Genomic DNA, 13,760 nt, shown 5'->3' with positions numbered 1-13,760 from the left:
AATAAGGTTTTTTTCTGTCTGCTATAAAGAGATTAAATTATTTTAATATAAGTCTCTTTTTATGATGATTAAGAGTTACTTTTTGTCGTTTGAAAAAAATCCTGATGCGCAGTACTTGGATCTGCAAACCATCCGGCAACCCCATCTGCAATTTCCTGATTTTGGACACCTTCCATAAGCATTTGAACAATATGCTCTGGAAGCGGCTGTGTCATTGCATTTGTCCATTCTGTGACTTGTTTCACAAATGTTTTCGTTCGGTTCCAATACCTTTCTCCTAGCTGGGAATCCCACGTTGAATGCTTGAATTCTATCAGGGTATCAGCCAATTGTTCAGCACAATAAGAAGAAAGGTTACAGCCTTGACCAGAAATAGGGTCATTAAGAAAAACGCTATCTCCACAGCCGAGAACCAGCTTATCGTGATATGTAACATAAGGTCTTCGAATCACAGGTGTAATGGCCATCTGAAGGAAGGCTTTGTTATCACATAGAGCAAATTGTTCCTCGTTTATCCGGTTATAAATATCCGGGAAAAAATTTTGCGTAATTACTTTCATTTGTTCTGTAAACAATTGCTCATCTGTTATTCCTTTAAATACATCCAATTGCTTATCCGGAACTGCCGTAACAAACAAGATCGTCACAGGCCCCTGTTCGGTCACGGCAGGTATTTCAAACATTTCACCCTGTCCAGGGAGAACATTTACGTTTACACCAAGAGGTTGATTCGGCTTTATTCCCGTGAAATAACCTACAATACATTTCCGCTCAGGCAAATGGAAAGGCGATAAATCTTTTTCAAGCGGAAATGGCAGCAGAGGTCCTGATTTTCCTGTGCAATCGATCACTAAATCATACTGTTCTATTAAAGTCTTCATATTCTCTTTTTCTACTCTTTTGCGATGGAAAGCAACACCTTGCTTTTCTAAATCGTTCATGCAATCGGTATAATACAAACGCTGATCAACAGATAGGGCGGGCTCCTTCAACATTCCAACGAAAAGCTTTTTGGTTCCAATCGTGATATGGATGCTTTCCAGAAGATTTTCCACTTTCGCTTTCGGCATTTGATACCGTTTTTCTCGTGCTCTTGTTGATCCAAAGTGAACTTGGGTAGACATAATCCGGCCATCACGAATCTCATCTGGAGATCGATGGTGAATGACGGTCACTTCAAAATCTTCTTTAAGAGCATAAGCTAATTGCAGACCTGCAATCCCACTGCCAACAATACATATACGTTTTTTCAAGAATATCACTCCTTAAGTTTTCAAAAATATGTAATCACTTTGGACATAGCATGTGACATTTACTGAATTCTAGATCGACGACATAATTCCTGTTTAATGTGTTACACGAACAATCAAAAAGCCTTCCTCGAGATGGAAGGCTTGAAAATTTCACCTGTATTAAAATGTATTATAAATTGCTTCGCATTCTCCTTGCGCCGGTTCATAAAAGCAATGATTTTTAAAACGGGCGACATGGGGCTGGCCATACCATTGCGGTGGACATGCTCCCGGCGGCTTAAAGTACCACAAACTGAATTTTGCAGGCCAAAATCTCTCACCCTGTACGCTTCTTCTGGCTAAACGCCTATCTTGTTCTCTCGCCCGTTGATAAAAATAACCGTGTGTTACCGCTTCAAACGCATGAGGCTGATGGATCACCGCCGGAATCGTGTTGACATTTTTAAAATCGGAGCATCTGACCCTCACCCGGTTAATCGTAACGTTGCCAACAAGAAGCATCCCTTGCTGCCCTTCCCCTTCCGCTTCTGCCCTCAGCAGCCTTGCTAACATGTCAATATCTCTTGTATTTGCTCTTACAACTGCCATAAAAAACTCACCTCCGCTTTCTTCCTTATAGTCTATTGCTCTTCGCTTAATAAGATGAAAAAGAAATGTGGGGATACATTATGGTGATAACTGTTCTATATTCATGATCTGTTCTATCCGTGAATGCGGTATGATAATTGTAGAATACATACAAATGTTAAGGAGAGATACGTAATGATTTTGTATACAGTCGATGCCTTTACGAATCGAACGTTTTCTGGCAATCCGGCAGCAGTGTGCCTTCTGAAAGAAGAGCTTCCTGATTCTGTTCTGCAGTCCATTGCCACGGAAATGAATTTGTCGGAAACGGCGTTTGTCATAAAAGAAAACGAAGGTTACAATTTACGCTGGTTTACACCAAAGGTTGAAGTCGATCTTTGCGGACATGCGACCCTTTCTGCGGCTCATGTACTATGGGAAAGAAATGAAGTAAGCGAAGATCAGCCAATTACTTTCTCCTCCTTAAGCGGTCCGTTAACGGCTAAGAAAAGTGGCGGCTGGATCGAATTGGACTTCCCGACAGAAGCACCGGTAAGCTGCCCTGTAAGTACAGAGCTGAAAGAAGCCATCCATACACCGATTGTAGAGGCAGCAAAAAATCGCCTGGATTATATTATTGAAGTAGAAAATGAACAGCAGGTTCGAAACATAGCCTTTGATACTGAAAAAATGACCGCGCTAACGAATCGAGGCTTTCTCATTACAAGCAGAAGTGACAGGCCTGATGTCGACTTTGTTTCCAGATGTTTTTTCCCTACGCTTGGTGTGCTTGAGGATCCCGTCACTGGCTCGGCCCACTGCGGATTGGCTCCATATTGGGCAAAGAAATTGGCAAAGAAAGAGTTTTTCGCCGAGCAGCTTTCTGAAAGAGGCGGAAGACTCAAGGTCGTTTTACAAGGAGACCGCTGTTTATTGAAAGGAGAAGCGATAACGGTATTAAAGGGCGAATTGGCATTTCCAGAAAGCTAATTTTAGTGCAAGGATAGTCGTAAAATGTAATACATCTGCGGAATAATAAAAAAGGAGCAATCACAGCAAAACCTGTGTTCTCCTTGGGGCCAAGTTATCAAGATTAAAAAAACAAAAAACATAGGCTGTTTGTACATAACTAATGATGTAAACAGCCTATTTATTAAGAAACTTTCTGAAGCAATCGGATCTGATTCTTGAATGACGGATATCTTACTAGCAGAAAACATAATGAAATTTAAATTTGTTGTTTAGGTTCTCCCTGCATTCATTTTCCAACTGTTGACGTTTTTAATCTATTTACTTTTTCTTTTCACACCTGTAGGCCCAAATCCCGGTCTTTCTTCTATTTGATAGGTTTCATCGAGTTCTTTTGAAAGCTCGACTTCTTCATTGCTTAACCCGGCAGCCTGATGTGGATCCTGTGAAATTTTCTTTTTATGGTTATTTCCCTTATGCCCATGATTCATTCTTCCCATGTAAATACCTCCTTCCTGAATTTAGAATACCGAAATTACAATTATTTTATTCAAACATGTTCAAGGTGAACGCTGCTTGTTGAGAGGCGAGGCTTTGACCGTGTTAAAGGGAGAATTCAAGAAATAAGCGGACTTCATTATTAAAGTTCCGTACTGGACATTCCCGGCCATAACGGGAACGAAATTGGGAGCTGCCAAAGCCTGCAATCTTCGTCATAGACCAACCAGGAACCGTCACGTTTGCTCACGTAAAATCAAATATACAAAACGAACAGAACCTGCGTGTCGATGACATCGTTTAAAAACTGAAATAAAAATGAAGAGAGAGGGAAATAAAACGATCCCCTCTCTCTTATTATTTGGTGCTCATTTTTTAATAAATCCTATTATACATCCACGTGATTACTCCAAATGTTACAAAGGCGGCAAGCGTTACAAAGACAACATAACCAAGTCTTGTTTTCGTCATTGTATGTTTGTCATAGAAATTAGGGCTTCGATCGAAAAACCAACCGACAGTTCGACAATCATAAGAAGAACTACAAGAAAAAAGTTTTTCACAAGCTTCATCTTAAACCACCCTATTTGCTTTAACTTAATAATAACACAAATTCCCATTCGTTATTTATAAATCTTACTCCCGCCTTCGACGAATTCCTTCGCCTTTTCCTTGAGGCCTTCGTCAATCGCTTCCTGTGTATCAAGATCATTTTCCTTCGCGTAATCTCTAATATCCTGGGAAATCCTCATGCTGCAGAATTTAGGTCCGCACATGGAACAGAAATGAGCCGTTTTCGCCCCTTCTGCCGGCAAGGTTTCGTCATGATATTCTATTGCCCTCTCCGGATCAAGAGATAAGTTAAACTGATCTCTCCAGCGGAACTCAAATCTCGCTTTCGAAATTGCATCATCTCTGATTTGCGCACCTGGATGTCCCTTTGCCAAGTCCGCGGCATGGGCTGCGATTTTATACGTGATGACTCCCTCTCTTACATCGTCTCTGTTAGGAAGGCCTAAATGCTCCTTAGGCGTCACGTAACAAAGCATCGCCGTTCCATACCAGCCGATCATCGCTGCTCCAATTGCTGACGTAATATGGTCATAGCCCGGCGCAATATCTGTTGTCAATGGCCCAAGAGTATAAAACGGGGCTTCCTTACAAATTTCCATTTGTTTATCCATATTTTCTTTGATTTTATGCATCGGCACGTGTCCCGGCCCCTCAATCATCACTTGGACATCGTGTTTCCAGGCGATTTGCGTCAATTCCCCAAGGGTTTCGAGTTCAGCAAATTGGGCTTCGTCATTTGCATCGGCAATCGATCCCGGCCGCAAGCCGTCTCCTAAAGAGAACGCAATATCGTATCTCTTCATGATCTCACAAATCTCTTCAAAATGGGTATAGAGGAAGCTTTCTTGATGATGAGCCAAGCACCACTGAGCCATAATCGCCCCTCCCCTGGAAACGATTCCGGTCACCCTTTTAGCCGTGAGCTGAATGTATCGAAGGAGAACTCCGGCATGAATTGTGAAATAATCAACACCTTGTTCAGCTTGTTCAATCAGTGTGTCTCGGTATACTTCCCACGTTAAGTCTTCGGCTACCCCGTTTACTTTTTCAAGAGCTTGATAAATCGGAACCGTTCCAACCGGTACCGGGCAATTACGAATAATCCATTCCCGGGTCGTGTGAATGTCCTTCCCTGTCGAAAGATCCATCATCGTATCTGATCCCCAGCGTATCGCCCACGTCATTTTCTCAACCTCTTCCTCTATGGAAGAAGTCACCGCTGAATTCCCAATATTCGCATTAATTTTTACGTGGAAATTTCTCCCGATAATCATCGGCTCACTTTCCGGATGGTTAATGTTTGATGGGATAATCGCGCGTCCTGCTGCCACTTCATCCCTGACAAATTCCGGTGTCATATTTTCACGAATGGCGATGAATTCCATTTCGGGAGTAATGATCCCTTTTCTTGCATAATGGAGCTGAGTCACATTTTTTCCTTGTTTGGCACGAAGCGGCTTTCTGATTAAGCCCGGATGGTCCGCTTCATTGCTCACTGTACGATATCCATTATCCTCCGGTTTAACCTTACGTCCTTCATATTCTTCAACATCATCTCGTTCACTAATCCAATTCGAACGAAGCGGCTTTAAACCTTCCTGAATGTTGATGTGTTGATTTTTATCAGTATATGGTCCGCTCGTATCATAGACTCGTACCGGTGCATTTGCTTGTTCCCCAAACGATCCGGTGGTACGGCTTAATTCAATCTCTCTCATTGGGACTTGAATGTCTTGTCTTGAGCCTTCCACATACACCTTCTTGCTCCCTGAAAAGCTTGACATAATTGAAATGTTTGTTTGCTGTACAGATTCTTTCTTCACTTTCCTTCCTCCTTTTTATTATGTTGAAGGACAGGATCCAGAATAGCACCAACACGAAAAAACCAGATCCAAATGAAAGGACCTAGTTTAAAGTCAGTAAAAAAGAAGTAGATTATTGGATACAATAATCTTCATAATCCCTTACTTCCCCACGCTGGTACGAACCAGATCAGGTCCAAAGGGTTAAGAAGCATTCAGCGCTCCTCTCTCAGCCCGCAACTTTGGGCACCCCTAGTAAACTATTAATTTCTTCAACATGGTATCACGTTTAAGCAAAGAAGAAAAGGGTACTTTTTCACCATTTGGAATGTTTTTGCACAATTTTTTGAAAAACAGGGAGGGAAAAAATGATTTACTCTCGTTAAAAAAACAACCTAAACAGCATCGGAATAGTCTATTTATCCCCTAATTATTAGTAATTAATAAGGTTGTTATTAGGGGAAACTAAAAAAAACAAGTGGGAGGAATCATGATAAAAAGGTTTGTGATTGTGTTAGTTGTTACTTTTACGGCAAGTATGTGTTTTAACTGTGAGGCAGAAACTGTTTATACTCCTCCTATGAATTCAAGAGAAGAATTGTATCAAGATATTTTTGTTTCATTGCTTAGTGTTGAAATTGATAAAGCCGTAAACGAATACTACAAAAAGGTTTTAAACTACTCACCTATGGTTTACCCATATCAAGTGTATATAGAGAAAGCAGAACGAATAGGCGAATATCGACGATTTGAATTTACAGTAATAATAAAAGTGACTCCAGTTGTAGGACCACATATTCAAGTTGGACTAGACAGACTAACATTATATATCAATGGGAGTGGACGAGTTAACCTTAAAAAGTATGAACATTTAAGGGACTATGAATTGCCTGAACACTGGCAGCACATATTAATACACTAAGAGGAGAAAACCTCCTCTTTTCCCACATAGAGATGCACGCCGGGCAATTACTAGCAGAGAGCAAGAAAAGAGAAGGAGCACTTTTCTCCAATTTTCTTATTCAAAAATGCATCAAGATAAATTTTCAAATAATATCTAAAGGCATCTTTTTTCTCGGTTCTGGGAAAGCCTCATCAATACGATTCAAATCTTCTTGAGTCAGTTCAACCGAAACCGCTTCTGCATTTTGATAAACGTGCTGCTCTTGCACCGCTTTTGGAATGGCAATCACATGATTGGATCGTATAGTCCAAGCAAGGGCTATTTGAAGTGGCGAAACATTATATTTTTCAGCAATCTTATTTACATTATCATCACTGAGCAATTGTTTTCGTAATGATCCTCCTTGGGCGAGAGGGCTATACGCCATAATCGGTATTTTATGATCTTTATGCCAAGGCAGTAAATCAAAATCAATTCCTCTCGAGCCCAGGTGGTATAAGACTTGGTTCGTGGCACAATTCCTTCCGCCCTTTGTATTCCAGAGTTCTTCCATATCAGCCGTGTCGAAATTGGAGACTCCCCATCGTAATATCTTTCCTTCTTTTTTCAATCGTTCCATCCCTTCAATGGTTTCTTCTAATGGAACACTGCCTCTCCAATGTAATAGGTATAAATCCAAATGGTCAGTGCCAAGGCGATTCAAGCTATTTTCGCATGCAGCTGAAATATTTCCTAATCCTGATTTTTGCGGATATACCTTTGAAACGAGAAAAACATCGTCGCGATTTTCTTTAATAGCTTCGCCAACGACTCGTTCAGAATTTCCCTGGCCGTACATTTCAGCAGTATCGATCAGCTTCATGCCTAAATCAAGCCCGAGCTTCAGTGCCTTAATTTCTTCTTGTTTCTTTTTAGGGTCTTCTCCCATATACCATGTCCCTTGCCCAATAGCGGGAAGGCAAGTTCCGTCCGGCAAAGTAACGTTCCGGTTTTCTAGCTTGTTTCGTAATGCTATTTTTTTATCGTTACCCATCTCGAATCAGTCCTTTCTGAGGGTGAAGCAAAAAGCCAACGATTAACCGTTGGCTTTTGCTTTTAGACTATACTTGTTGTTTTGTCGGAGGAGCCATAAATTCAGGACCTACATGCTCGTCAATTGTGGTATCTAAAATTTTGTCAATTGTCGCTTGATCTTCCTCTGTCAGCTTCCATCCGACGATTTCACTTACTGCCTCAACTTGATCAGGACGGCGCGCTCCCCAGAGAGCAATGCCTGTACCCGGCTGGTCTAAAATCCAGCGTACAGCTAAATGAATAACGGACTTTCCGTAGTTTTCTTTAGCTAATTTATCTAATTGATCAACTGCATTTAAATATTGTCTGAAACGAGGGTTCTGGAACTTCGGATCCGAGTTTCGTAAATCATCACCATCAAATTTGTGACCAGGGGTCATCTTTCCAGATAATAGCCCACGGCACAGGCTTCCATATAAAATTGTGGTGATATTATTCTTTTCTGTATACGGGAGAATATCCTTCTCAATATCACGTTCAAAAAGATTATACGGCGGCTGGGCTGTATGCAAAGGAGCTGTTTGACGGAACGTCTCCATTTGATCCGGAGAAAAGTTGCTGACTCCAATGGCACGTATTTTCCCTGCATCATAGAGCTCTTTCATCGCCTCAGCGGTTTCTTCAATCGGCACTGTCGGATCCGGCCAATGGATCTGATAAACATCAATATAGTCCGTTTGAAGCCGTTTTAACGAATCGTCTACTTCCTTCATAATTCGTTCTTTGGAGGCATCTCTGAATGGTTCATCGTTTTTCCAATTCAGTGCGGCTTTTGTTGCGATAAGAATATTATCCCGGTTTCCATATTGCTTCACAGCTTTTCCGACGATCTCTTCAGATGTTCCGAATCCATAGACTGGTGCTGTGTCTATGAAATTAATATCGCGATCCAGGGCAGCATGAATGGTCTTAATCGAATCCTCTTCATTCGTTCCACCCCACATCCATCCGCCAATCGCCCAAGTGCCCAGGCCAATGCGTGAAGCTTTCATGTCTGTGTTTGCTATTTGAGTGAATTCCATGTCTATGCACTCCTTTAAGTAACGTATTTCAGTAAACAAGTTATCATTTACGAATAGATATCGCAAAAATTTTGTTTGCCTCTTATTAAAGTACCCATACTATATATTCTGATTCTTTTATTTACTTCTTTCTTCTTGCCACCACAAGGCTTCCTCAGGATCTTTTAAAATCTCCTTTACTTCTTGCTTCTCTTCAACTGCAGGAGGTGAACCTCTTAGAGATTTGCCGGAAGTGTCTTTAACAAAGTATGTCACTACCAAAATCCCGATAAGGGAAGCAGCAACTAAATAATAAGCAGGAATAAAATTGTTCATCGTTAGATTAATCAGCCATGCCACAACCAGCGGGGTCGTCCCGCCAAACAATGAAGTCGAAAAATTATACGTAATCGATAATGATCCGTATCTTACATCAGTAAAAAATAGTGATGGCAATAACGACGGCATTGTTCCTTGAAAACAAGCTAAAAAAACAGCTAATATCATGACTCCAATAAAGACAAACCAATTATTACCGGTCCCGATTAATAAAAACGATGGAATCGATAATAGAACCAAACCGATCAGCCCGCCTTGGATAATTCGTTTATTGCCAATGCGATCACTGAAATAACCCATCATTAAGACAATTGGTATCATGAGAAACATGACTATCAGTATCAAAAGCAATCCTCTTGTTTCCCCGTAACCAAGTACGGCGCTTAAATGAGAAGGCATATATGACAATACCATGTAATTTACAATGTTATAGGAGAAAACAACTATCATACCTATCAACATTGATTTCCAATGATCGACGAAAATTTGTTTTAAAGATACTCGTTTTTTTTCATCCGTTTTTACTTTTTCCATTGCTTCAAATGCAGGTGTTTCTTCTAAATGGTTTCGCAAGTAAAGGCCGATGATTCCTATTGGCCCCGCGATTAAAAACGGTATTCTCCATCCCCATTCAACCATTTGCTCTTGTCCTAAAAGATAAGTGAGCAATGTGACAATACCGGCACCGGCAATATAACCAACTAAAGTGCCTACCTCTAAAAAACTGGCCATAACTCCTCGCTTTTTATCAGGAGTTGATTCAGCTATAAACGTCATTGCACCAGAATACTCTCCGCCCGTCGAAAATCCCTGAACCAGTCTGGCGATTAATAATAATATAGAAGCCGTCGTCCCAATGGCTGCATAGCTTGGTATCAATCCGATACTTAAAGTAGCCAGTGCCATTAGCACTAATGTAATGGCCAAAATTCTTTTACGGCCTAATCGATCCCCTAACATTCCAAAAAACACTCCGCCGATCGGACGGACCAGGAAGGCAACAGCAAAGGTTGCAAATGTGTATACTAATTGCACGGTACCGTTCATTTCCGGGAAAAATACTTTTCCTAACGTCACAGCCAAATAGGAATAAATTCCGAAATCAAACCATTCCATGGCATTGCCGATGCTTGTTGCCATAACAGCTTTTTTCGTGGCCTTCGTGTCAACAATGGTAATATCATCTTTATGTATTGCCCGATGTGAGTTCATAAAATCCACTTGTTTTTTACTGCTGCTTATTTCATCCAAATTAAATTTCCTCCTTGCTTGTACGCGAACACTCTCCTAACTTCGTTGTATTCTTCCGTATTAGTTGACAAATATCTTCTAATCGAATTTTATTTACTATGCTCTAATCACTACCCCATACTCTGACAAAACAAACTACATATAGAACAGATTTTCATAGAAATTTTATATTAATTCTTCGGAACCCATTTTATATTCTAAATAGAAAAACCCCAACACGAATATTGAGGTTTTAATTCTGCATATACATATGATCGAAAAAGAATGCTTTCTACTGATCTCCGCCAATATCCCACTTGTGATAATCTATGCTGGCATCCAACAAATTTACTCCACCGTATGTAACATCCTTCGAAATGGCTGTAAAATTATAATCTGAATAAAGGGTGAAGACCGGTAAATCCTTATTCCAAATTTCCTGAAGCTCATTATAAATGGCTTTTCTTTTCTCCGGATCTGCTTCTGACTTCCCTTTTTCTAAGAGCTCATCTACCTTAGGATTGTTATACTTCATCAGATTCCAAGTCGCGGTACTTGCATAGATAGCAGATACATCAGGATCTATAGAAATCGCATTCCCCAATAAATATAAATCAAAATCGCCTTGCCTTGCCTTTTGCAAAGAGGTTGGGAAATCGTAAGTCGTTACCTCTACTTTCAAGCCAATGTCTTTTAAATTTTGCGTCAGAATATCTGCTGATTGTTCACGGACCTTATTTCCAGTTGGTACAACAAGTTTTATCGGTTTCGCTACATCCCAACCTGAATTGTTCAGTAATTGCTTCGCCTTTTCAGGATCATATGTATACTGCTTTAATTCCTTATTCAAATATGGACTTAGCGAAGTATACGGTCCATCTATAATTTCACCCGTCCCTTTTAATAGATCATCCACGATAGACTGGCGATTGATCGCATATGCAATTGCTTGTCGAACCTTGGCTTCTTTTATGCTATCTGTATTAAACACCATCATCTGAAAACCAATTGTTGGTTGAATATCAGTGGTAATGTGATCAAAGCCTTCAACCGTTTGATAGTCTTGTACCGGAATTTTTCCCAAGGCAGCATTCATATCAATTTCACCAGTTTGCAGCTGGGATACGACATTTGCACCCACCATGATTTTAATAAACATTCGATCCAGCTTCGGCTTTCCTAAGTAATAGTCAGGATTTTGTTCAAATTCCGCGTACTGATCCTTTTTATATTGTACAAACTTAAACGGACCGCTCGTAACATTCGGTTTTTGCATAAATGGGTGCTGCGATAATTTGGATGGATCAACATTTTCTAAAACATGCTTAGGCAAAATCATGAGTTTAACACCCAGCTGTTCTTTGATTAGATTTGGATCAATCGGTTGTTTTGTTTTTAATTGTAATGTTTTGTGATCGATCACTTTTACTGATGGAATTTCAGTTTCTCCCTCCGGCAGCTTCCCGTTTTCCAGCCCTTCCAGAGAAGAAAGATATGTACCAATATGTGTTTCTACTTTAGGGTTGGCGATTAAATTCAATGTGAAGGCTGCATCTTCCGCTGTTACCGGTTCACCGTCCGACCATTTTGCCTTATCATTCAATTTGATTATATAAGTTTGATTGTCCATTGTTTCAAATGTATCTGCAAGCTTCGGAGTAAACTCCAGGGGACTTGGCATGTCCAAAAGGGAATCAAACATATATCCTTCAACATATTGGGACGCGATGTCAGCCGAATTAATCGGGTTAAAAAGAATTGGAGAATTCACAATTCCGATATACATAGTCTTGTTTTTTTCTTGACTGGAGGATGCTCCACTATTGCATGCGGTAAGTATCAATACTAGAATCATCACTAGAGTAATTAATCGCCTATTCCACCTCATCTTCTTCCCCCCTTATAAGGAATATTTTCTCGTTTATAATCTCACATGATCTGCCAAGGGACTTTCTGCTTTTTCCACGAGATAATGATGCACGATACTCAGCATTGCTTTTCCGGCATTCACCATTGCTCTTTCATCAAAATCAAATTTCGGATGGTGGTGAGGATATATGGCATTTATATTTTGATTACCTGCTCCCGTGAAGAAAAACATTCCCGGCCTCTCCAATAAATATCGACCAAAATCTTCACTGACCAATAAGGGCGGAGCTTCTGCTAACTTGAATTCAGGCAGTGTAGCTTTAATGCGGCTGCAAAAAATATCTGTTTCTTCAGCATGGTTGTATACTCCGGGAACCCCGTGATAATATTTGAATTCGTATTCCGCGTGATGTGCCGCGCATATTCCTTTAATAATTGAATTCATTTCATCCTCTATTTGCATCTGTACTTCTTTATCGTAGGTTCTTACAGTCCCTTTGAGTTCGGCGGAATCAGCGATGATGTTAGCCGCATTTCCTGCATGGAATGATCCGACTGATACAACTGCCGTTTTTTGCGGATTGATTTTGCGGCTGACAATAAGCTGAAGCTGATTAATAATCTGATTGGCAACGATAATCGCATCGACGGTTTCATGAGGCGAAGAACCGTGTCCGCCCTTCCCTTGGATCTTTAGTTGAAAGCCATCTCCGGAAGAAGTCGTGTACCCTTTCGTATAAGAAATCGTTCCTGTCGGAATCGGCGTCCATAAATGATTGCCGAATACAACATCCACCCCATCAAGACATCCATCTGCGATCATTTCGTTTGCACCGCCTAACGATTCTTCAGAATGCTGATGGAGCAGCACAACATTCCCCGATAACTGGTCACGATGATCATTCAATATTTTCGCAACAGCGAGTAAAGTTGCCGTATGCCCGTCATGACCGCAAGCATGCATCACGCCATCAACCTTTGATTTATAAGGAACCTCTTTTTCATCTTGAATAGGGAGTGCATCAAAATCTGCCCGAAGTGCGATCGTTTTTCCAGGCTTTTCTCCTTTAATTGTTCCTACAACACCCATTCCGCCTACACGAGTCCGGATATCAATTCCAAACCCGGATAAAATACCGGCTATCATGTTTGAAGTTTCAATCTCTTGATTTGAGAGTTCAGGATACTGATGCATATGCCTTCTCCATTCAACCATTTGTTCATACATTTCTAGTAATTGCTCATGCCAATGAAAAAGCTTGATTTCTGATTGTCTCTTCATTTTTTCCCGCCTCTTAGTTAATATTCTTAATTTTCATTATTATCTGAATTCATAAGTTAGTATACTTAAATTTAAAATATAAAACAATATAATTTTTTCGAAACACGAAATACTTTTTTTAAAAAATAAAATTTTATTTTTTTATCGAGCTTGAACTAATAATTCTCTTGACATAAGATGACATGTCATTTAATAATAAAATAGTTCTTTGGCCCCACTCAACTCTTTTAATTCTGAAACGTTGAACGCAAAATTATTACTATAAATTCACAACTTTAGTAATGAGGTATTGTTGTAATACCTAGAAAATCTTAAATTTTACAAACAGTATGCCTACAAATATGAATCCTAAAACAAAAGCTAAAAGAGAAAATAATATCTTATTAAGCAAATGAATAT

11 protein-coding genes and 1 riboswitch are annotated in these 13,760 nt (G+C 40.1%); of the genes, 2 read left to right on the top strand and 9 right to left on the bottom strand.

Annotated elements, in window-relative coordinates; translation table 11 throughout:
- Positions 1 to 68 precede the first annotated feature (68 nt).
- Together AM592_RS01920 and AM592_RS01915 are read right to left on the bottom strand one after the other, a co-directional pair.
- The gene (locus AM592_RS01920) at positions 69 to 1,253 is read right to left on the bottom strand and encodes a styrene monooxygenase/indole monooxygenase family protein (RefSeq protein WP_053602210.1); all 1,185 of its coding nucleotides are present in this window, start codon (positions 1,251 to 1,253) and stop codon (positions 69 to 71) included.
- A gap of 159 nt (positions 1,254 to 1,412) precedes the next feature.
- Positions 1,413 to 1,841, bottom strand: a complete 429-nt coding sequence (locus AM592_RS01915; RefSeq protein ID WP_053602209.1) for a cell wall hydrolase — start codon at positions 1,839 to 1,841, stop codon at positions 1,413 to 1,415.
- 174 nt (positions 1,842 to 2,015) lie between these two features.
- Here AM592_RS01915 and AM592_RS01910 point away from each other — a divergent pair, with 174 nt between their 5' ends.
- Positions 2,016 to 2,810 carry a PhzF family phenazine biosynthesis protein gene (locus tag AM592_RS01910; RefSeq protein WP_053602208.1) on the top strand — a complete coding sequence of 265 codons (795 nt, stop codon included), beginning with the start codon at positions 2,016 to 2,018 and terminating at the stop codon, positions 2,808 to 2,810.
- Between the two features lie 296 nt (positions 2,811 to 3,106).
- On the opposite strand, the gene AM592_RS01905 is transcribed toward AM592_RS01910, so the two are convergent.
- Both AM592_RS01905 and thiC read right to left on the bottom strand, forming a co-directional pair.
- Positions 3,107 to 3,289 carry a YfhD family protein gene (locus AM592_RS01905; RefSeq protein ID WP_053602207.1) on the bottom strand — a complete coding sequence of 61 codons (183 nt, stop codon included), beginning with the start codon at positions 3,287 to 3,289 and terminating at the stop codon, positions 3,107 to 3,109.
- A 621-nt stretch (positions 3,290 to 3,910) separates the two neighbouring features.
- Complete coding sequence (gene thiC, locus AM592_RS01900) at positions 3,911 to 5,683, bottom strand: phosphomethylpyrimidine synthase ThiC (protein ID WP_053602206.1); 1,773 nt, start codon at positions 5,681 to 5,683, stop codon at positions 3,911 to 3,913.
- A 129-nt stretch (positions 5,684 to 5,812) separates the two neighbouring features.
- A riboswitch (TPP riboswitch) is annotated at positions 5,813 to 5,926 on the bottom strand.
- 226 nt (positions 5,927 to 6,152) lie between these two features.
- Between thiC and AM592_RS01895 the strand changes: the two genes are divergently transcribed.
- Positions 6,153 to 6,584 (top strand): DUF3888 domain-containing protein, encoded by a 432-nt coding sequence (locus tag AM592_RS01895; RefSeq protein ID WP_053602205.1) that lies wholly within the window; start codon positions 6,153 to 6,155, stop codon positions 6,582 to 6,584.
- A 124-nt stretch (positions 6,585 to 6,708) separates the two neighbouring features.
- Here the strand turns inward: AM592_RS01895 and AM592_RS01890 are convergent, their stop codons facing one another.
- The 5 genes from AM592_RS01890 to AM592_RS01870 form a co-directional block, all read right to left on the bottom strand.
- Positions 6,709 to 7,599 carry an aldo/keto reductase gene (locus AM592_RS01890; RefSeq protein ID WP_053602204.1) on the bottom strand — a complete coding sequence of 297 codons (891 nt, stop codon included), beginning with the start codon at positions 7,597 to 7,599 and terminating at the stop codon, positions 6,709 to 6,711.
- Between the two features lie 67 nt (positions 7,600 to 7,666).
- Complete coding sequence (locus AM592_RS01885) at positions 7,667 to 8,662, bottom strand: aldo/keto reductase (RefSeq protein WP_053602203.1); 996 nt, start codon at positions 8,660 to 8,662, stop codon at positions 7,667 to 7,669.
- A 117-nt stretch (positions 8,663 to 8,779) separates the two neighbouring features.
- Positions 8,780 to 10,192, bottom strand: a complete 1,413-nt coding sequence (locus AM592_RS01880; protein WP_053605947.1) for an MFS transporter — start codon at positions 10,190 to 10,192, stop codon at positions 8,780 to 8,782.
- Positions 10,193 to 10,502: 310 nt separating this feature from the next.
- The gene (locus AM592_RS01875; protein ID WP_053602202.1) at positions 10,503 to 12,098 is read right to left on the bottom strand and encodes an ABC transporter substrate-binding protein; all 1,596 of its coding nucleotides are present in this window, start codon (positions 12,096 to 12,098) and stop codon (positions 10,503 to 10,505) included.
- Between the two features lie 33 nt (positions 12,099 to 12,131).
- Positions 12,132 to 13,361, bottom strand: coding sequence for a M20 metallopeptidase family protein (locus tag AM592_RS01870; RefSeq protein WP_053602201.1), 1,230 nt, complete (start codon positions 13,359 to 13,361; stop codon positions 12,132 to 12,134).
- Positions 13,362 to 13,760: the final 399 nt, after the last annotated feature.

Origin of the sequence: Bacillus gobiensis, assembly GCF_001278705.1 — a bacterium.
GTDB classification, from domain to species: domain Bacteria; phylum Bacillota; class Bacilli; order Bacillales; family Bacillaceae; genus Bacillus; species Bacillus gobiensis.
This window is presented reverse-complemented; position numbering and strand designations above follow the sequence as displayed.

What these genes read in the sequence shown, in the direction of transcription:
- AM592_RS01885 (WP_053602203.1), bottom strand. Translation starts at nt 8,662, where the DNA reads ATGGAATTCACTCAAATAGCAAACACAGACATGAAAGCTTCACGCATT.
- AM592_RS01890 (WP_053602204.1), bottom strand. Translation starts at nt 7,599, where the DNA reads ATGGGTAACGATAAAAAAATAGCATTACGAAACAAGCTAGAAAACCGG.
- AM592_RS01880 (WP_053605947.1), bottom strand. Translation starts at nt 10,192, where the DNA reads ATGAACTCACATCGGGCAATACATAAAGATGATATTACCATTGTTGAC.
- AM592_RS01895 (WP_053602205.1), top strand. Translation starts at nt 6,153, where the DNA reads ATGATAAAAAGGTTTGTGATTGTGTTAGTTGTTACTTTTACGGCAAGT.
- AM592_RS01870 (WP_053602201.1), bottom strand. Translation starts at nt 13,361, where the DNA reads ATGAAGAGACAATCAGAAATCAAGCTTTTTCATTGGCATGAGCAATTA.
- AM592_RS01910 (WP_053602208.1), top strand. Translation starts at nt 2,016, where the DNA reads ATGATTTTGTATACAGTCGATGCCTTTACGAATCGAACGTTTTCTGGC.
- AM592_RS01915 (WP_053602209.1), bottom strand. Translation starts at nt 1,841, where the DNA reads ATGGCAGTTGTAAGAGCAAATACAAGAGATATTGACATGTTAGCAAGG.
- AM592_RS01905 (WP_053602207.1), bottom strand. Translation starts at nt 3,289, where the DNA reads ATGGGAAGAATGAATCATGGGCATAAGGGAAATAACCATAAAAAGAAA.
- AM592_RS01875 (WP_053602202.1), bottom strand. Translation starts at nt 12,098, where the DNA reads ATGAGGTGGAATAGGCGATTAATTACTCTAGTGATGATTCTAGTATTG.